Origin of the sequence: Paracoccus sp. TRP (assembly GCF_000185925.1) — a bacterium.
GTDB lineage: Bacteria > Pseudomonadota > Alphaproteobacteria > Rhodobacterales > Rhodobacteraceae > Paracoccus > Paracoccus kondratievae.
Genome location: NZ_AEPN01000005.1, coordinates 95,368 through 113,943, shown reverse-complemented (window position 1 = coordinate 113,943; position 18,576 = coordinate 95,368). Strand labels below are relative to the sequence as shown.

Sequence of the window (18,576 nt, the reverse complement as noted above, 5' to 3'; positions counted from 1 at the left end):
GCACCAGAGATGATCATGCTCATGCTCCTTTCCCACGCTGACCGGGGCCGTTTTGGCCAGTTTCGCACAGCTAGTCAACGCAGCGAAAACCTGCCAAACCATAACCGGCTACGCTGTAAAGAGGTGCGCCATGAACGAAATCATTTTGCGTCGCGCCTATGACAAACCCGAGCCACATGAGGGCAGACGCGTGCTTGTCGATCGCTTTTGGCCGCGTGGTATCCGGCGCGAGGCTCTGGCTGCGGATCTGTGGCTGAAAGAAATCGCGCCCTCGGCCGGACTTTGCCGCTGGTTCGGCCATGACCCGGCAAAGTGGGACGAGTTCCGCCGCCGCTACGCCGCCGAACTTGATGCGAACCCCGGCCCCTTGCAGCAATTGCGCGACCTGATCGACGCAGGGCCGGTGACGCTGCTTTATGGTGCAAGGGACGGCGAACATAACAACGCCGTCGCCCTGCGCGATTATCTGGCTCAGTAACCCACCGTCGCCGCATCCGGCCGGCGCGGGTCCGAGGCGCCATAGACCGAACCCGTCTCGGGGTCGCGCATGATCGACTGGGTCGAACCCATCGCCTCTTTCAGCGCCACGGCATGACCCTTGGCCTGCAGGACGCGGACGGTGTCAATGCTGATCCCCTCTTCGACCCGCAGTTCATCAGGCAGCCATTGGTGATGGACGCGCGGCGCGGTCGAGGCCTCGGCCACGTTCATGCCGTGGTCGATCATGTTCATGATCACCTGCAGAACCGTGGTGATGATCCGTGCCCCGCCGGGCGAGCCGGTGACCAGCCAGACCTTGCCATCCTTAAGCACCATGGTCGGCGTCATGGACGACAGCGGCCGCTTGCCCGGCGCGATGGCATTGGCGTCGCCCCCGACAAGGCCAAAGGCATTCGGCACCCCAGGCTTGGCCGAAAAATCGTCCATCTCATTGTTCATCAGAACGCCGGTGCCCGCCGCCACCAGCCCCGAACCATAATTCAGGTTGATGGTATAGGTGTTCGAGACCGCATTGCCGTCCTTGTCCACCACCGAGAAATGCGTGGTCTGGTCGGATTCATAGGGGGCCAAACCGGCCGGTTTGATCATCACCGAGGGCGTGGCGAAATCAGCACTGATCTTGCGGCGCATCTCGGCCGCGTAATCCTTGCTGGTCAGTGCCTCTACCGGCACATCGACAAAATCCGGGTCGCCCAGATATTCCGAGCGGTCGGCATAGGCGAGCTTCATCGCCTCGGCCATCAGATGAATCGTCGCACCCGAGTTCTGCCCCAGCGCCCCGATCGGATAGCCCTCAAGCGCGTTCAGGATCTGGATCAGGTGTACCCCACCCGAAGACGGCGGCGGCATCGAGACCACCTCATAGCCGCGGTAGGTTCCGCGCACGGGTTCGCGCAGGATGGGCTTATAGGCGGCCATATCTTCGGGCGTGATCACGCCCCCCGCCTCTTGCACGGCCTTGGCGATAGCCTCGGCCACCTCGCCCTTGTAGAAACCGTCCGGCCCTCCGGCAGCGATCTTTTTCAGCGTTTTGGCCAGATCGGCCTGCACCAGCTGGTCGCCGGGGCGATAGGCTTCCCCGCCCTCTTTGAAAAAGACCGCGGCGGTCGAGGGGAATTTCTCCAGATGCTCACGCTCGGCCTCGATACTGTCGGCAAGCTCGGGCGTGACGGAGATCCCCTCTTCGGCCAGCCGGATCGCCGGGGCGATGACCTCGGCCCATTCCATACTGCCATAGTTCTCAAGCGCGAGTTTCATCCCCGCGACCGTCCCCGGCACCCCTGATGCCGCGCCGCTGTAAAGCGACCTGTCGCTGTCGGCATCACCCGCCGCATTCAGGAACATATCGCGCGAGGCACCCTGCGGCGCCATCTCACGATAGTCGATGGCGTGGGTCTGGCCGGTCTTGGCGTCATGGATCAGCATAAAACCACCGCCGCCGATGTTGCCTGCCCGTGGCAGCGTCACCGCCAGCGCAAAGGCCACCGCCACACCGGCGTCGACCGCATTGCCGCCCTTGGCCAGAATATCACGGCCGATCTCGGCCGCCAGCCGCTCCTGGGCCGATACCATGCCATTTTCAGCCCAGACCGGATGGATGCGATCCATCGGATCAAAGAACGCCGACTCTTGCGCCATGACAGGCTGGCTGATGCCGACTGCCAAGGCGAATGCTGCAATGCTGCCCGTTTTGAAAATTCGTTTGTTCATCACGCCCTCTGCTTGACCCGCGCAGGGGCGAGCCTAGCAGCAGAATGGCGAAGGTCAAAAGCGATATGCCGCAAGCCTGCGATGCGGCAAAGGATCGCCGCATCCGGTCCCGGTCAGCGCCCCCACCACCGGGGGAACGCCGTTACTCGGCTTTTTTCGCCTTTGAGGCCGTCTTCTTGGCAGCAGGCTTTTTGACGGCTGCCGGCTTTTTCGCCGCAGCTTTCCTGGCCGGCTTCTTGCCCGATTTCGCCGCTTTCTCCGAAATCAGCTCAAGCGCGCGCTCAAGCGTGACATCGCCGGGGGCAAGATCCCTGGGCAGCGTGGCGTTGACCTTGCCCCATTTGACATAGGGCCCATAACGCCCATCAAGCACCTGCACCGGCCCGCCCTGGGGATGCTCGCCCAGTTCGGCCAAAGGTGCAGCGGGCGCCGCCCGGCCACGACCCCGTTTCGAGGCCAGGACCTCGACCGCGCGATTCATGCCGATGGTAAACACCTCGTCCACATCGGGCAGGTTGGCATAGGTCGCGCCATGTTTGACATAGGGGCCATAGCGGCCGATCCCGGCCTCGACCAGCACGCCGTCCTCGGGGTGGGGGCCGATTTCGCGCGGCAGGGCCAGCAGCGCCAGCGCCCGCTCAAGATCGACCGACCCGGTATCCCAACCCTTGGGGATCGAGGCGCGCGGCGGCTTGGGATTCTCGGCCGTCGCCTCGCCGCGCTGGACATAGGGGCCAAATCGGCCGTTCTTCAGACTGATCTCATCACCATTGTCGACGCCCAGGACGGTGTCGCCCATGACCTCGCCCTCGGGCGAGCTGATCGGCCGGGTAAAGCGGCATTCGGGATAGTTTGAACACCCGATGAACGCCCCACCTGAACGCGCGGTTTTCAGATGCAGCCGCCCCTTGTGGCACAGCGGGCATTCGCGGGGGTCCGAACCATCGGGACGCGGCGGGTAAAGATGCGGGGCCAGCGCGTCGTCAATCGCCTCAAGCACTTCGCCGATACGCAGATCCGCCGTGCTTTCCAGCGCCGCGGTGAAATCGCGCCAAAAGCGGCGCAGCACTTCACGATAGGCCCGCTCGCCCGACGAGATATCGTCCAGCTCACCTTCCAGATTGGCGGTGAAGTCATAGCTGACATAGCGCGGAAAGTATTTTTGCAAAAAGATCGTGACCAGGCGGCCCTTATCCTCGGGGATCAGGCGGTTCTGTTCCTTGCGGACATAGTCGCGTTCCTGGATCGTGCCGATGATCGAGGCATAGGTCGAAGGCCGGCCGATCCCCAGCTCTTCCATGCGTTTGACCAGCGTTGCCTCGGTATAGCGCGGCGGGGGCTGGGTGAAATGCTGTTCGGACGTGACCGAACGCTTTTCGGGGGTCTCGCCCTCGTGGATCAGCGGCAGGCGGCGGCCGTCCTCATCCTCTTCGTCGTCGCGGCCCTGATCATAGATCTTGAGAAAGCCGTCAAACAGCATCACCTGACCAGTGGCCCGCAGACCGACCTGTCCATCGGCCGAGCCGATCTCGACCGTGGTACGCTCCATCCGCGCCGATTCCATCTGGCTGGCCAGCGTCCGCTTCCAGATCAGGTCGTAAAGCGCCTTTTGATCCTTGTCCGAAACCGGCAACCGGTCCGGCGACAGCATCATGTCGGTCGGACGGATACATTCATGCGCCTCTTGCGCGTTCTTGGCCTTGTTCTTGTACATGCGCGGCGATTTCGGCAGGTACTCGGCGCCGAACCGCGCCCTGATCGCATCGCGCGCCGCCATCACCGCCTCGGGCGCCATGTCGATGCCGTCGGTTCGCATATAGGTGATATAGCCCGCCTCATAGAGGCGCTGCGCCGCGGACATGCAAGCCCGCGCGCCAAGACCCAGCTTGCGGCTGGCCTCTTGCTGCAGGGTCGAGGTCATGAAGGGCGGCCACGGATTGCGGCTGGCAGGCTTGGCCGCAACGCTGAGCACCTTGAGATCGCGCGAGGTGATGGCAGTGACAGCCAATTTCGCCTGCTCTTCGGTCGCCAGGTCGAAACGCTCAAGCTTCCTGCCGCCAAAAACTGTCAGGTTGGCATCGAATTCATCGCCACGCGGCGTCGCAAGCCGGGCGTGGACGGTCCAGTATTCCCGGGCCTTGAAGGCCTCGATCTCCATCTCGCGGTCAACGATGATGCGCAGGGCGACCGATTGCACCCGGCCTGCCGATTTCGCACCCGGCAGCTTGCGCCACAGGACCGGAGACAGGTTGAAACCGACAAGGTAATCCAGCGCCCGCCGCGCCAGATAGGCATCGACCAGCGGCTGGTCGATCTGGCGGGGGTTCGCCATGGCCTCGGTCACTGCGGATTTGGTGATCGCGTTAAAGGTGACACGGCTGACCTCGGCCCCTTTCTTCAGCGCCGGGGCAAGGGTTTCAAGCAGGTGCCAGGAAATCGCCTCGCCTTCGCGGTCAGGGTCGGTGGCAAGGATCAGGGTCGGGTCCGAAGCCAGCGCGTCCTTGATCGCCTTGACGTGCTTTCTCGATTCGGCCGCGACCTCCCATTTCATGGCGAAATCCGCCTCGGGATCGACGCTGCCATCCTTGGGCGGCAGGTCGCGCACATGACCGAACGAGGCCAGAACGGTATAGTCGTCGCCCAGATATTTGTTGATCGTTTTGGCCTTGGCCGGAGATTCAACGACGACGACAGGCATGAAGATTCCTTCGCTTGATTCGGCGCCGGAACATGGGGGGCAGCCGACGAACTGTCAACGCCGGCCTGCCGTCCCGCCCGAATATCCCTGAAAATTCAGGGTTTCGGGCTGTGCCAAATCAGATCCCGTCGCCCACGAAGGCCTTTTCGACCACAAATTCGCGCGGTTCGCTGTTGGCGCCTTCGCGCAGGCCAAAGCCCTCAAGCACCGCTTTGACGTCGGTGTTAAAGGCAAGGCTGCCGCAGATCATGGCGCGGTCATTCGCTGCATCCATCGGCGGCAGGTTCAGGTCGGCAAAGACCTTGCCCGATGTCAGGTTATCGGTAATCCGGCCCATAAAGGGCGACTCTTCCCGCGTGGTCGTCGGGTAATAAAGCAGCCGGTTAAAGAACTCTTCACCGTAAAGCTCACCCAAAAGCGGGTCGTGGCGCAGGTTCTCGACCAGCTCGCGACCATAGGTCAGCTCATCCGCGGTGCGGCAGGTGTGCATCATGATCACCTGCTCGTACCGCTCATAGGTTTCGGGGTCGCGCATCAGCGAGGCAAAGGGCGCAATGCCTGTGCCGGTCGCCAGGAACCACAGCCGCTTGCCGGGCAGAAGCGCGTCCAGAACCAGCGTGCCGACGGGCTTGGGACGCAGGATGATCTGGTCGCCCGGCTGAATGTTCTGCAGCCGCGAGGTCAGCGGCCCGTCCGGCACCTTGATCGAGTAGAACTCAAGCTCATCATCCCATGCCGGAGAGGCAATGGAATAGGCGCGCAGGATCGGCTTGCCATTGTCATCGGGCAGGCCGATCATCACGAACTCGCCCGAACGAAAGCGCAGGGACGCCGGTCGCGTCACCCGGAACGAGAACAGGCGATCCGTCCAGTGCCGGACCGAGGTCACGGTCTGGGCATCGGGCAGGGTCTTGGCGGGTTTGGCGGCAATATCCACGGAAAGATCCAACGTCATATCGGGGTCCCGGTTTATCTAATGCATGAGGGGGCGGGGTGAAACCCCGGGTTCAGCCAGCAAGCCGCGACCGATGGTCCCAGACCTGCCAATCGGCACGATACAGCCACTGCTCTTGCGGCTGGCGCTCGGCCAGCGCAGCCGGGATCTGCACCTCGTCAAAGCCCACGCGACGCGCCATGGCATATTGATCGGCAATCAGCCCGCCAACCGCGCGCAGCCGGCCCTGATAGCCCTTTTCGCGCAGAATGCGGGCCAGCGAAAAGCCGCGTCCGTCGGTCATGGCCGGAAAGTCGATGGCGATCAGCTCATGACCAAGATAGCCGTCAAGGCTGTCCGGATCGGTATCCGGCGCCAGGACAACCGGCTCGGCCCCGTCATGGGGGTGGAAACCGTCATCGCGGACCAGAAAGAATTCGCTCATGCCTTTGCTCCTGTGCGGACCATGCGCCCGCCGATGAAATGGATGCCGCATTCGGTCTTGGCGCTGCCCCGCCAGCGCCCTGCGCGCGGGTCTTCGCCTGGTCTGACGGGCGAGGTGCAGGGTGCGCAGCCGATCGAGGCGTAACCCTTGGCGACCAGAGGATGACGCGGCAGGTTGTTTTCGGCCATGTAGTCCTGAACGTCCTGCGGCCGCCAATGCGCCAGAGGGTTGATGCGCAGCCGCGCCGGAGGCTCGGCCTCAAAGAACTCAAGCTCTTTGCGGGCACCGCCCTGAAAGCGTTTGCGTCCCGTGATCCAGGCGTCGAACCTGGACAGCTCACGTTCAAGCGGTACGGTCTTGCGCAGATCGCAGCAAGCATCAGCGTTGAACTGGTGCAGCGTGCCGTCGGGGTCGTTCAACGCCACCTCACGCTCGGTCGCGCGGACCACCCGCACATCGGTCAGCTTCAGCTTTTCGGTGACCTCAAGCTGATAATCCAGCGTCTCCTGGAACAGCATAATCGTGTCGATGAACAACACCGGAGTCCCCGGCGCCACCACCGAGACCATATGCAGCAGCACCACCGATTCCGAACCGAAGCTGGAAACCAGCGCCGTCTCGCCCAGATCGGGGTCGCGCAGGGCACGCCGCAACACCTCGGTCGCGGCATGGTGACGATAGCGGTCGTTCAGCCGCGCGGCGCGGGCATCCAGCGTCTGATCAAGCATCGGCCGGATACAGCGCCGCCTTGAACGGAGCCACCCCTACACGGCGATAGGTGTCAATAAAGCGCTCTTCAGGCGATTCGCGCAGGTCCAGATAGGCGTTGATGACGCGGTCGATGGCCGGCACCACCTCTTCGGCCGGGAAGCCAGCGCCGGCGCGCTGGCCAATGGCCGGAATGTCATAACCGTCACCACCCAGCGTGATCTGATAGTTCTCGACCCCGGCACGATCGAGGCCCAGAATACCGATATGGCCCAGGTGATGATGGCCGCAGGCGTTGATGCAACCCGAGATGCGGATGTTGAACTGGCCGATCTCTTCTTCAAGACCACGGGCGCGGAAATGCTCGGCGATGTCCTGTGCGATCGGAATCGAGCGGGCAGTCGCCAGCGTGCAGTAATCCATGCCCGGGCAGGCAACGATATCACTGATCAGCCCGGCATTGGCGGTGGCCAGACCGGCTGCCTTCAGCTCTTGATAGACCGCGAACAGGTCCGATTTGTGAACATGCGGCAGGACCACGTTCTGTTCATGGCTGATGCGCAGATCGTGATGGCCGTAACGCTCGGCCAGATCGGCCAGCAGGCGCATCTGTTCAGCCGAAGCATCGCCCGGCGTCGCGCCCGGTGCCTTAAAGGTGACGGTGACGCTGGCATAGCCATCGACCTTATGGGCCGACAGGTTGGTGTCGGTCCAGCTGCGGAAGGCCGGATTTGCCGCGCGGTGCTGTTCGTAATCACCTTCGGGCTCGTTACGGAAGGCTGGTGGGGCGTAAAGGCTTTTCAGCGCGGCCAGCAGGTCCTGATCGACGCCGGTAAAGACCTTGCGGCGACGCTCAAACTCGGCCTCGATCTCTTCGCGCATCACGTCAAGGCCGCGCTCGGCCACGGTGATCTTGATGCGCGCCTTGTATTTGTTGTCGCGCCGGCCCGAGAGGTTGTAGGTCGCGATGATCGCCTCGACATAGGGCAGCAGATCGCCTTCGGGCAGGAACTCACGCACCACCTGCCCCAGCAAGGGCGTACGGCCCAGCCCGCCGCCGATCCAGACCTGATAGCCCAGTTCACCCTGCTCGTTACGCTTAAGGCGCAGGCCGATGTCATGGGCGGCGATGACCGCGCGGTCCCTCTTGCCGCCCGAGACGGCGATCTTGAACTTGCGCGGCAGGAACTGGAATTCGCCATGGTCGGTGGACCATTGCCGCAGCAACTCGGCATAAGGGCGCGGATCGGCAACCTCGTCAGCAGCCGCGCCGGCAAAGGCATCAGTCGTCACATTTCGGATCGTGTTGCCCGAGGTCTGGATGGCATGCAGCCCGACATCGGCCAAAGCGTCCAGCATATCCGGGATATCAACCAGCTTCGGCCAGTTGAACTGGATATTCTGGCGGGTGGTCCAGTGACCGTAACCCTTGTCCCATTTCTTGGCCAGCAGCGCCAGCGTGCGCATCTGGTCGGGGCTGATCGTGCCATAGGGAATGGCCACCCGCAGCATATAGGCATGCAGCTGCAGGTAGACACCATTCATCAGCCGCAGAGGGCGAAACTCATCCTCGGTCAGGCTGCCGTTCAAGCGCCGCTCGACCTGCTGGCGGAATTGCTGGGCGCGGTGGCGCAGGTATTCGTTGTGCTGGGGACGCGCGTCAAACATTGCTGGCCTCGACTTCGGACTGGGCGAACTCGGCTTGCTTGCCGTGGAAATAATTGGACGGACCGCGGCGGCGGAACGCTTCGCGGAAATGCGTGGGCTCGGGGCGGCCATCGGGACCGCGGCGGGCCTCGGCCAGGTAGGGGCCGACGACGATATTGCCCTGCGACAAAGCGTCGAGCAGCGCCAGATCGGCGATGGCCTCATCCTCGAACAGATCGGCCTCACGCGGGTCAGCGGTCCAGCCCCCGTCGCGCATCCACACGCAATGGCCCTGACGCAGATCATTGGCGGTAATGACGGCGGGGGTCGCGGGGGATGGGGTAAAGCCTTTGGACATGGCCCTTTGCCTTTCGTTTCCTGTCCTGTCTATATAGAAAAAAATCCCCCATATTGACGAGTGGGCCAGAAAAATAAGAAACATGTCCCGTAATGGCGCAAATAGTCAGGACGCAATTTCACAATGAGCGACGAGCGACAAACACCCATCCGGCTGGACGACACTGACCGCAAAATCCTGTCCCTGCTGCAAGAGGACGCGACCCTGTCGCTGGACGATATTGCGGCCCGTGTGGGGGCGTCCAAGACCCCGGTCTGGAACCGGATTCGCAAGCTGCGCGAGGCCGGAGTGATCCGCGCCCAGGTCGCGCTGCTTGACCCCGATTCCCTTGGGCTCGACGCCTGTTTCTTCGTGCTGATCCGCACCAGCGAGCATGACCCCGAATGGGCGCGACGCTTTCTGTCCGCCGTCCGCTCGCGCCCCGAGGTGATCGAGGCGCACCGCCTGGCCGGCGACATCGACTACATCCTTAAGGTCCGGGTCCGCAACGCGCGCGCCTATGACCGCTTTTATCAGGCGCTGATCTCAGAGGTCAGGATCCACAACGTCACCGCGCTTTTGTCGATGGAAGAGCTCAAGGCGACGACCGCCCTGCCTCTAAGCTAGGGCGGCCAGCGCGCGCGGCAGCGCCTCGGCAAAAGCAGAAAGCTCTGCCTCAGGCCCGCATGAGACGCGGATACAGCGGTCAAGCGGTGCAACGCCGGGCATGCGTACAAAGATGCCCTCGCTCGCCAGCGCCTCAAGCAGGGCGCGGGCAAAGGCGCCATCGCGGCCGCAGTCGATGGTGACGAAATTCGTGGCCGAAGGCAGGGCGCTCAGCCCGTTGTCAGCTGCAATCCCGGCGATCCGGGCACGGGCCGCGGCGGTCTGGGCCTGCACATGGCCCAGCCAGTCCTGATCCTCCAGCGCGGCAAGAGCACCAATCTGGGCGGTTCGGCTGATGCCGAAATGGTTGCGGATGCGGTCGAACCCGGCGATCAGCTCGGCCGGACCGATGGCATAGCCGATGCGCATCCCGGCCATGGCATAGGCCTTGGAAAAGGTCCGGAACCGGATCACCCGCGCATCTTCCGGGTCAATCCGGGGAATGGCCAAAACAGGGGCGAATTCAGCATACGCCTCATCCAGAACCAGCAGGCTGCCTTCGGGCAGATCATCCAGCATCGCCTCGATCCGCGCCCCCTCGTGCCAGCTGCCCATCGGGTTGTCGGGATTGGCCAGATAGACAAGCCGCGCCCCGGTCTCACGCGTTGCCGCAATCAGGGCATCGGGGTCCTCGGCATCGTCACGATAGGAAACTTTGCTCAGCCGTCCACCAAAACCGGCAACGTGATAATTGAAGGTCGGATAGGCACCCTCAGAAGTCACCACCGCTTCGCCCGGGGCCACCATCAGCCGCACGAGCAGACCCAAAAGCCCGTCAACCCCCTCGCCCAGCATGATGTTCTCAGGAGCAACACCATGATGCGCCGCCAAAGCATGGCGCAGATCATGGCTGTCAGGATCGCCGTATTTCCAGACCTCGGCCGCCGCGCGCGCCATCGCCTCGACCGCCTTGGGAGAGGGGCCAAAGCCGTTCTCATTCGCCCCCAGCCGGGCGCGAAAGGGCGCACCGCGCCGACGCTCCAGCGTCTCGGGACCGGTAAAGGGGACCGTCGCAGGCAGTCCGGCGGGAATAGGGGCGAAACGAAAACGTGTCATGCCGCAACAGAAAACCCAATCGCGATCCGCGCGCAAGGGTGCCCCTCGCCTCCGCTTCTTTCGTGTCTAAATATCCATGGGACAAAGCCCCCGGAAAGCCGGACCTAGAACGCCTTGAAGGTGATCGTCGTCAGCGTCCGGACAATGCCGGGAATGTCGAACAGGTTTTCCGACAGAAAACGCCCGACATCCTGATCCTCGGGCACATAGATCTTGGCCAGCAGATCATAATCACCCGAGGTCGAGTAAAGCTCGCTCACGACCTCGCGGTCATAGATCGCATCAGCGACCTCATAGGTCTTGCCGGGCGAGCAGCGGAACTGGACAAAAACCGGGCGCATGGCGATCCTCTTGATCTCAGACGGCGACAGACTAGACCGTCGGCACGGCGCGGGTCCAGTCCCCCCGCGCAAGTCCGCGCCAGAAGCGGCGCATCAGCAGGACCGCAGCACAGGTCAGCCCCGCCACCAGCCCCAGCCACAATCCGGCCGGACCGATCCCCGCAATGAAGGCCAGGCCATAGGCAACCGGGATGCCGACCAGCCAATAGCTGACTGCTGCAATGACCATGGGAACCCGGGTGTCCTGCACCCCGCGCAAAAGCCCCAGCCCGATCACCTGCATGGCATCGGTCAGCTGGAACAGACCTGCGTAAAACAGCAGCGCCGCCGCAATCTCGATGATAGCCGGGGTTTCAGCATGGGTCGCGTCGAGATACAGCCCGACCAATTGGCGCGGAAACAGCTCGAATGCTGCAACGGCAAGTACCGCGATCACGGCCGAAACCACGGTCACCGTAATTCCCGCATCACGCATCCCCAGCGCATCGCCGCGGCCTTTGGCCTGCCCGACGCGCACGGTGGCTGCGTTCGACATGCCCAGATGCAGCATAAAGGTCAGCGAGGCCAGCTGCAGCGCAATTCCATGCGCCGCAAGCTCTCGCGTGCCGATCCAGCCCATCATCACGTTCGAGCCGACAAATAGCCCACCCTCGGCCACCATGGTCAGACCGATGGGCAGACCCAGCAAAAAGACCGCGCGCATCTCGGCCCGGTCCGGGCGCCAAAAGCGCTGGAACAGCCGGTATTTGCGTGCCACCGGCAGCCATGCGGCATAGGCCGCGATCGCGAGCAGCCCCACATATTGCACAACGACCGCCGCAATCGCCGCCCCACGCACGCCCATTTCCGGCATGCCCATATTGCCAAAGATCAGCACCCAGTTCAGGAAAATCACCACCGGCAACCCGGCAAGCGCGATCCACAGCACGACCTGCGTACGCTCCATCGCCGCCAGATAGCTGTTCAGCGTCAGCTGGCACAGAACGGCGATCAGGCCGACACCCTCGATGCGCAGATAGTCCTGGGCCAGCTGGGCGACATCGGGTTTTTGTCCGACAGCCAGCAGGATCGGGCCAGAATACCACATCGCCGGCAACACCAGCACGGCATAGATCACCGACAGCCACAGCGCCATGCGGGCCGAACGGCGGACCTCGACCTCATCCCCCCGCGCAATGGCGGTGGCGATCAGGCCCATGACCCCGATGCCGAACCCCATGCCCAGAAAGAACAGGATGTTAAAGAACGACACCGCGATGACCAACGCGGCCAGCTCGGTCACGCCATACCACCCCATCATCACCGTATCGGCGACATGAATGGCCATGCGCGCAAGGTGGCTGCCGACAAGCGGCAGACCCAGCGCCAGTGTTGCGCGCAGATGGGGGATATAGCGGACAAAATTCATGTGTCTGCCTTATCCTTGGGCAGAGGCTGCGGCAAGATGGCACGCAAGGGCGAACCTCAGGGCAGGATCTCGACCTCGGTGCCGACACGGGCATGGGCAAAGATCTCTTCGATCTCGTCATTGGTGACGGCGATGCAGCCGGCAGTCCAGTCACCCTTGACGCGATAGCCGTCGGGGATCTGGTTCGGCTGGCCGTGAATCATGATGTCTCCGCCCGGGCTGACACCCATGCGCCGGGCCGCCTCGCGGTGATGAGGCTGGGGATAGTCGATGCCAAGCGACAGGTGATAGGCGCTGTTGCGGTTCAGCCGGTCGATGCGAAAAATGCCTTCGGGGGTGCGGCCGTCGCCTTCACGGCTTTTGTCACCATCTGGCGCAAAGCCAAGCGCGATGCGAAAGGTCCTGGGCGGTCCGCTTTCCTGATAGACGGTCATCCGGCGGGCAGCTTTTTCGACCAGAATGCGCTGTACGGACGAGGCAATGGGCGCCTCGGGCCGCGCTGGCGGGCGCTGAAAGATCGGCGGCAGCGCGATATGGGGCAGCCGGAATTCGGGCAGCCGCGGCCAGTGCCAGCCCGAAGCTGGCGGCTGCGTACTGCCCGGCGGCGGCAAGGTGGCGGGCTGAGGGGCCCAGATCAGCCACAGCCCCCACAGCAACGCCGCAAGGCAAAGCACCGAAAAGATCGCGCCAAGCCGCTTCATTGCAGGTCGCGGAATGCCTCTTGCAGCCGTCCCACCGCCTCGATGACACGGGCGCGCTGGGTGGCGATATTAAACCGCAGGAAGTTTTCGCCTCCGGTGCCAAAGGTGCCGCCGTGGTTGGCGGCGATTCGGGCACCTTGCTCGACCCGGCGGGTAAACTCGGCCCGCTCCATCCCGGTGCCCGAGAAATCGACCCATGCCAGATAGGTCGCCTGCAAGGGCATTGAGCCAAGGCCGGGGATCGCGCCCACCCCGTCGTCAAAGATGCGGCGGTTGCCGTCAAGGTAATCGGCCAGCGCATCGACCCAGACGGCCCCTTCGGGCGAATAGGCGGCGGCGACCATGGCCGGCCCGAAAAGCCCGGGCGAGATGCCCCCGGCCATCATCCGGTCCTGCAGCCGCTTGCGCAGCCCCTCATCGGCCACGATCAGATTGCCGATATGTGCGCCCGCAATGTTAAAGGTCTTGGTCGCGGCGGTCAGCGTGATCAGCCGCGCCGCAGCCTCGGGCGCAGCATTGGCCAAAACCGTATGCCGCGGGCTGCCCGGCATGACCAGATCGTGATGGATCTCGTCCGAGACCAGAATCAGGTCATGGGCTGCACAGAAATCGGCGATCTGGCGCAGTTCCTCGGTGCTCCAGACCCGGCCACCGGGGTTATGGGGCGAACAAAGGATCAGCATCCGCTCGCGTCCGGTCAGCAGGCTTTGCCAGCCCTCCCAGTCCAGACGGTACTGACCGTCCTCAATGACCAGCGGAAACTCGGCCACCTCGCGGCCAGAGGCGCGGACGACCCGGGCAAAGGCGTGATAGACCGGGGTCATCAGGATGACGCGGTCGCCCGGCTGGGTGAAGGTATCGACACAGATCGAGGTTCCGTTCACCAGCCCATGCGCAGACAGGATCCATTCGGGCTCAACCTGCCAGCCGTGGCGGTTTGCCATCCACCAGCGGATCGATTCGATATAAGCCGGGTTCGCGCCGGGATAGCCATAGACGCCATGCGCGGCCAGACGCTCGACCGCCTGCTGCACCGAAGCGGGCGGGCGAAAATCCATATCCGCCACCCACATCGCGATCCCGTCACGAGGCGAGACGCCATAGGTCGCCTGCATGTCATCCCATTTGGAGCAGGTGGTTCCGGTGCGGTCGATCAACTCGTCAAAGTCAGGCAGCGTCATGGGTCATACCTCGGTTTCCATTCGCTGACACCATAGCGGCTTGTTGCGCAAGGCCAAGGCTTGCCCTAGATCACGGGCATGACATTGCGCAGCATCATCCTCCACCCCGATCCGCGGCTGAAAAAGATCTGCGAGCCTGTGGCCCGCATCACCCCCGAGATCGAAACGCTGGCCGCCGACATGCTGGCCACGATGTATGACGCGCCGGGCGTTGGCCTGGCCGCGCCGCAGGTTGGCGTCCTGTCACGGCTTTACGTCATGGACTGCGAAAAGGACCCCGAGGCCCCGCGCAACCCCGTGGTCATGGTCAACCCCGAGATCACCTGGCGTTCCGACGAGCTGAACACCTATGAGGAAGGCTGCCTCTCGATCCCCGACCAATATGCCGATGTGACCCGGCCCGCCCAGGTCAAGGTCCGCTGGCTGGGCCTCGACGGCAAAACCCATGAGCGCGATTTTGAAGGGCTGTGGGCCACCTGCGCCCAGCACGAGATCGACCACCTCGATGGCAAGCTGTTCATCGACTATCTCGGCCCGATCAAGCGCCAGATGATCACCCGCAAGATGGTCAAGCTCAAGCGTGAGCGGGGTCGTGGCTAAGCCCGCACCCCCTGCACCTGCAAGACAGGGCCGCGTCCGGCCCGTCCTGATCCATCCCCATCCCGCATTGCGTCACCGCTGCGATCCGGCAGCGGCACTGTCCCGCGACCGGATCAATGAACTTGCCGCCGATCTGCTGGCAACCATGTATGACGCGGGTGGGCGTGGCCTTGCCGCACCGCAGATCGGCAAGCCCTGGCGCATCTTTGTCATGGATCACGGCTGGAAAGAGGGTGCACCCAGTCCGCGCATTGTGATCGACCCCGAGATCGAGCCCCTCGGCAGCGAGGTGGGCACGATGGAGGAAGCCTGCCTTTCAATCCCCGATCATCCGGTGGCGGTAACTCGACCAGTCACGGTGCGGCTGCGCTGCCTTGATCTTGCAGGCCAGCCGCAAAGCCTGACCCTGACAGGGATCGAGGCACGTATCGCCCAGCATGAGGCCGACCATCTCGACGGTCGCCTGATCCTTGATTTTGGCACGGGACCGCAGGACACAGGGGAATGATTTACCTTCGCCTGCCGCCGTGCTAGCCGGGCTTTCTCTGCTGACAAGGCCCTTTCGATGACCATCCGCCCTTTCCTGCCCTATGCCGACCGCCGGTTACACACTCCGGCCGAGCCGGTCGCCGAGATCACCGAAACCGTGCGGATGATCTGGGACGACATGATCGACACGATGGAGGCAATGCCGGGCGTCGGCCTTGCCGCACCCCAGATCGGGATCATGATGCGGCTGGCGGTGGTCGACGCCTCGGAAAAGCGTGGTCAGGCGGTGCGTATGGCCAATCCCGAGGTGCTGCATGCCAGCGTGCAGCTGCGCCCCCATGAAGAGGCAAGCCCCAACCTGCCCGGCGTCTCGGCCCGGATCGAGCGGCCCCGCGCTGTCACCGTGCGCTTTCTGAACGCCGACGGTGAAATCGAGGACCGGGATTTCGTCGGCCTGTGGGCGACCTCGGTACAGCATCAGATCGACCACCTGAACGGCCGGCTTTACGTCGATCACCTCAGCCCCCTGCGTCGCAAGATGATGGTGGCCAAATCGGCCAAGCTGACCCGCCGCTGACGGTTTTCTTTCGCAATGCGGGGGGTTAGGCTTGGGTCGCAACCAGCGCCTGGACCCAGCACATGTTCTCCCTCCTTCCTCTTCTGGCCGGATTGCTGTTATTTTCAGCGTCACTGACCCCTTCGCTCATTCCACGCGACTGGATGATGCAGGGGGTGCTGGCAGGCATGTCCATGGCGGCGGGCTATGTGCTGACCCAGTTCCTGCTGGCGATCTGGCGCACGCTTGAGCTGCCGGGACTGAAAGACCGCGCCGCCCGTATCGCCCATGCGGTCCTGGCGGTGCCGGTGCTGATCCTGCTCGCACGCGCCCTCATCCTGTCTGTCGAGTGGCAAAACAGCATCCGTGTCCGCATGGGCATGCCGGATCTTGAGGCCAATAACACCGCCAAGATGCTGGGACTGGCACTGGTGGTGTTTCTGGCTCTGTTTCTGTTCGGTCGGGGGCTGCAAGCGCTGTTTGACCTTCTGCGCCTGCGGCTTGCGCGCCATATCCCCTCGCGCAGCGCCAACGTGCTGGGGCTTTTGCTCGCCGCGATGATCGTCGTCACCCTGACCCGCGACGGGGTGGTGAACTGGGCGATGCGCATTGCCGACCGCTCTTACGCCGCCGCCCAGCACCTGACCGATCCCAACCTTGGCCCACCATCCGAGCCATGGCAGTCAGGCTCGGCCGCCTCGGGGGTCGATTGGGGGCTGATGGGCAAGCCTGGCCGCGACTTTGTGCTAAGCGGGCCGCGCGCCAGCGATATCTCGGCCTTTACCGGCCGTCCGGCCAAAGAGCCTTTGCGCATCTATGTCGGCCTTGCGCAGGACAAGGACCCCGAGGTCCGCGCCAAGGTGGCACTGGACGAAATGCTGCGCGTCGGCGCCTTTGACCGCAAGGTGCTGGTGCTGGCCAGCCCGACCGGCACCGGCTGGATGGACCCGGCAAGTTACGATGCGCTGGAATATATGCATGGCGGAGACGTGGCGACGGTAGGGGTGCAATATTCCTATCTGCAAAGCCCTCTGGCCCTGATCTTTGAGACCGAATCCGGCCTTGACCAGACCACGGCGCTGATGCGCGTCATTTATGACCACTGGCGCCAGCTGCCGCAGGACCAAAGACCACGCCTTTATCTGCACGGCATCTCGCTTGGGGCCTGGTCGTCGATGTATGCCTTCAACCCGTTCCAGATGATGAACGAACCGGTCTCGGGCGCGTTCTGGGCCGGGCCGCCCTTTCCGTCGACCCTGTGGCGTCAGGCCAATGACGCACGCGAACCCGGCAGCCGCCTTGTCCTGCCCGATGTCGATGACGGCGAGGTGATCCGCTATGCAAGCCAGTTCGCATCGCCCGACCGCTCGGGTCGCCCATGGGGCCGGCTGCGCATCCTGTTCCTGCAATATGCCAGCGATCCGATCGTCTTCTATGATCCCGTCTCGCTGTGGCGCGAACCGCAATGGATGCGCGAGCCGCTGGCCCCCGATGTTTCGCCCCGGTTGCGCTTTACCCCGGTGGTGACACAGTTGCAGCTGGCGGTGGACTTGCTGGTTTCGACCTCGGCCCCGCCCGGATTTGGCCATACCTATCACGCGCATGACTATATTGATGGCTGGGTATCCGTGACCGCCCCCGAGGGCTGGAGCGCCGCCGACACACAGCGGCTCAAGGCCATCTGCGGTCAGAACGGAAGGCTGGGATGCGCAAAGGGCTGATCCTGGCGCTGGTGCTGCCCGGGCTGGTGCTGCTTGTGCTCGTGCTGAACACGGCGCGCAACTATGCCGGCTGGCAGCCCGCGACCGAAACCCCCGCCGAACGGCTGGCGCGGCTTGAACCCTACTGGCGCATTTTGCGCCCCGAAGGGCCCGGCCCGCATCCCGCCGCAATCCTGCTGTCGGGCTGCGACGGGGTGCATGACAATATGGATTATTGGGCACAACAATACGTTGCCATGGGTCGGGCGGCGCTGATCCTTGACAGCCACGCGCCAAGATCGCTGGACAGGGCACAGGCGTGGCGGGCGCTTTGCGCGGGGCAGGTCCTGCCAGGGGCCGAGCGGGCCGCCGATCTGGCCGTGGCACTCGCGGCGCTGCGCGACATGCCGGGGATCAATGCCTCGGATGTGGCGCTGCTCGGGGCGTCGCATGGGGGCTGGACGGTGATGGAGCTGATGCGCGAGCTGTCCTCTGACACGCCCCCTCCCGGCCTTTCGGAATGGCCCGCGCCGCCCGACAGCCTGACCGCCCAGCTTGGGCCAGCGGTGGTGCTTTACCCCTATTGCGGCCTGCTAAGTGGTGCGGCCAAGGGGCCGTGGCCGGGTCGGGTGCGAATGCTGATGCTGCTGGCGGCCGAGGATTCGATCACCGATTCCGCCGACTGCCAACAGATGGCGGCGGATCTTGCCGCGACAGGTGCGCATCTCGACGTCATCACCTATCCCGGCATCAACCACGGCTTTGACCAAAGTGAGCGTTCCATACTCTCACCGCTGGAGTTCAATGCACCAGCCCGGGCACAGGCGACCCGCGATATCCGCGCCTTCATGGGTTTTGCCGCCGCCGAAGCCGGGATATGAGGTCGCCACAGTAACGG

General features: G+C 63.7%; 19 protein-coding genes. 7 read left to right on the top strand and 12 right to left on the bottom strand.

Translation table 11 applies throughout. From position 1 onward, the window contains the following. Window positions 1-130: 130 nt before the first annotated feature. Window positions 131-478, top strand: a complete 348-nt coding sequence (locus tag PARACOCCUSGL_RS0104890; RefSeq protein WP_010393699.1) for a DUF488 domain-containing protein — start codon at window positions 131-133, stop codon at window positions 476-478. On the opposite strand, the gene ggt is transcribed toward PARACOCCUSGL_RS0104890, so the two are convergent. From ggt to PARACOCCUSGL_RS0104855, 7 genes are all read right to left on the bottom strand, one after another. Next, on the bottom strand, window positions 472-2,211 hold the full coding sequence (gene ggt / locus PARACOCCUSGL_RS0104885) for a gamma-glutamyltransferase (RefSeq protein ID WP_010393698.1): 1,740 nt from the start codon (window positions 2,209-2,211) through the stop codon (window positions 472-474). The genes PARACOCCUSGL_RS0104890 and ggt overlap by 7 nt on opposite strands. A 142-nt stretch (window positions 2,212-2,353) precedes the next feature. Next, entirely contained in the window at window positions 2,354-4,909 is a 2,556-nt protein-coding gene (gene topA, locus PARACOCCUSGL_RS0104880) for a type I DNA topoisomerase (RefSeq protein ID WP_010393696.1), read from the bottom strand. Window positions 4,910-5,027: 118 nt separating this feature from the next. Beyond that, complete coding sequence (locus PARACOCCUSGL_RS0104875) at window positions 5,028-5,864, bottom strand: ferredoxin--NADP reductase (protein ID WP_010393694.1); 837 nt, start codon at window positions 5,862-5,864, stop codon at window positions 5,028-5,030. 52 nt (window positions 5,865-5,916) lie between these two features. Next, window positions 5,917-6,288: a DUF934 domain-containing protein gene (locus PARACOCCUSGL_RS0104870; RefSeq protein ID WP_010393693.1), complete on the bottom strand. Its 372-nt coding sequence runs from the start codon at window positions 6,286-6,288 to the stop codon at window positions 5,917-5,919. Beyond that, window positions 6,285-7,016 (bottom strand): phosphoadenylyl-sulfate reductase, encoded by a 732-nt coding sequence (locus tag PARACOCCUSGL_RS0104865; RefSeq protein ID WP_010393690.1) that lies wholly within the window; start codon window positions 7,014-7,016, stop codon window positions 6,285-6,287. The genes PARACOCCUSGL_RS0104870 and PARACOCCUSGL_RS0104865 overlap by 4 nt, the downstream gene beginning before the upstream one ends. Continuing rightward, window positions 7,009-8,664: a nitrite/sulfite reductase gene (locus PARACOCCUSGL_RS0104860; protein WP_010393687.1), complete on the bottom strand. Its 1,656-nt coding sequence runs from the start codon at window positions 8,662-8,664 to the stop codon at window positions 7,009-7,011. Before PARACOCCUSGL_RS0104860 ends, PARACOCCUSGL_RS0104865 begins: the two co-directional genes overlap by 8 nt. Continuing rightward, window positions 8,657-9,001, bottom strand: a complete 345-nt coding sequence (locus tag PARACOCCUSGL_RS0104855) for a DUF2849 domain-containing protein (protein WP_010393684.1) — start codon at window positions 8,999-9,001, stop codon at window positions 8,657-8,659. Before PARACOCCUSGL_RS0104855 ends, PARACOCCUSGL_RS0104860 begins: the two co-directional genes overlap by 8 nt. A gap of 123 nt (window positions 9,002-9,124) precedes the next feature. Here PARACOCCUSGL_RS0104855 and PARACOCCUSGL_RS0104850 point away from each other — a divergent pair, with 123 nt between their 5' ends. Further along, complete coding sequence (locus tag PARACOCCUSGL_RS0104850) at window positions 9,125-9,607, top strand: Lrp/AsnC family transcriptional regulator (protein ID WP_010393682.1); 483 nt, start codon at window positions 9,125-9,127, stop codon at window positions 9,605-9,607. On the opposite strand, the gene PARACOCCUSGL_RS0104845 is transcribed toward PARACOCCUSGL_RS0104850, so the two are convergent. From PARACOCCUSGL_RS0104845 to PARACOCCUSGL_RS0104825, 5 genes are all read right to left on the bottom strand, one after another. Next, window positions 9,599-10,702 (bottom strand): pyridoxal phosphate-dependent aminotransferase, encoded by a 1,104-nt coding sequence (locus PARACOCCUSGL_RS0104845; protein ID WP_029371528.1) that lies wholly within the window; start codon window positions 10,700-10,702, stop codon window positions 9,599-9,601. The two genes, PARACOCCUSGL_RS0104850 and PARACOCCUSGL_RS0104845, sit on opposite strands and share 9 nt — an antisense overlap. Before the next feature lie 104 nt (window positions 10,703-10,806). Then, window positions 10,807-11,043: an Lrp/AsnC ligand binding domain-containing protein gene (locus tag PARACOCCUSGL_RS0104840; RefSeq protein ID WP_010393678.1), complete on the bottom strand. Its 237-nt coding sequence runs from the start codon at window positions 11,041-11,043 to the stop codon at window positions 10,807-10,809. 31 nt (window positions 11,044-11,074) lie between these two features. Beyond that, entirely contained in the window at window positions 11,075-12,451 is a 1,377-nt protein-coding gene (locus PARACOCCUSGL_RS0104835; protein ID WP_010393676.1) for an MATE family efflux transporter, read from the bottom strand. A 56-nt stretch (window positions 12,452-12,507) separates the two neighbouring features. Next, on the bottom strand, window positions 12,508-13,152 hold the full coding sequence (locus PARACOCCUSGL_RS0104830) for a murein L,D-transpeptidase family protein (protein ID WP_010393674.1): 645 nt from the start codon (window positions 13,150-13,152) through the stop codon (window positions 12,508-12,510). Beyond that, on the bottom strand, window positions 13,149-14,333 hold the full coding sequence (locus PARACOCCUSGL_RS0104825; RefSeq protein WP_010393672.1) for a MalY/PatB family protein: 1,185 nt from the start codon (window positions 14,331-14,333) through the stop codon (window positions 13,149-13,151). Before PARACOCCUSGL_RS0104825 ends, PARACOCCUSGL_RS0104830 begins: the two co-directional genes overlap by 4 nt. A 78-nt stretch (window positions 14,334-14,411) precedes the next feature. Between PARACOCCUSGL_RS0104825 and def (PARACOCCUSGL_RS0104820) the strand changes: the two genes are divergently transcribed. The 5 genes from def (PARACOCCUSGL_RS0104820) to PARACOCCUSGL_RS0104800 all read left to right on the top strand — a co-directional run bounded on the left by def (PARACOCCUSGL_RS0104820) (window position 14,412) and on the right by PARACOCCUSGL_RS0104800 (window position 18,559). Further along, window positions 14,412-14,933, top strand: a complete 522-nt coding sequence (def, locus tag PARACOCCUSGL_RS0104820) for a peptide deformylase (RefSeq protein ID WP_010393670.1) — start codon at window positions 14,412-14,414, stop codon at window positions 14,931-14,933. After that, window positions 14,926-15,441: a peptide deformylase gene (locus tag PARACOCCUSGL_RS0104815; RefSeq protein ID WP_083825814.1), complete on the top strand. Its 516-nt coding sequence runs from the start codon at window positions 14,926-14,928 to the stop codon at window positions 15,439-15,441. The genes def (PARACOCCUSGL_RS0104820) and PARACOCCUSGL_RS0104815 overlap by 8 nt, the downstream gene beginning before the upstream one ends. Window positions 15,442-15,498: 57 nt before the next feature. Continuing rightward, the gene (gene def / locus PARACOCCUSGL_RS0104810; RefSeq protein WP_010393666.1) at window positions 15,499-15,999 is read left to right on the top strand and encodes a peptide deformylase; all 501 of its coding nucleotides are present in this window, start codon (window positions 15,499-15,501) and stop codon (window positions 15,997-15,999) included. Window positions 16,000-16,061: 62 nt separating this feature from the next. Beyond that, window positions 16,062-17,699: an alpha/beta-hydrolase family protein gene (locus tag PARACOCCUSGL_RS0104805; RefSeq protein WP_029371523.1), complete on the top strand. Its 1,638-nt coding sequence runs from the start codon at window positions 16,062-16,064 to the stop codon at window positions 17,697-17,699. After that, complete coding sequence (locus PARACOCCUSGL_RS0104800; protein WP_010393662.1) at window positions 17,684-18,559, top strand: dienelactone hydrolase family protein; 876 nt, start codon at window positions 17,684-17,686, stop codon at window positions 18,557-18,559. The genes PARACOCCUSGL_RS0104805 and PARACOCCUSGL_RS0104800 overlap by 16 nt, the downstream gene beginning before the upstream one ends. The last annotated feature ends 17 nt before the right edge of the window (window positions 18,560-18,576 follow it).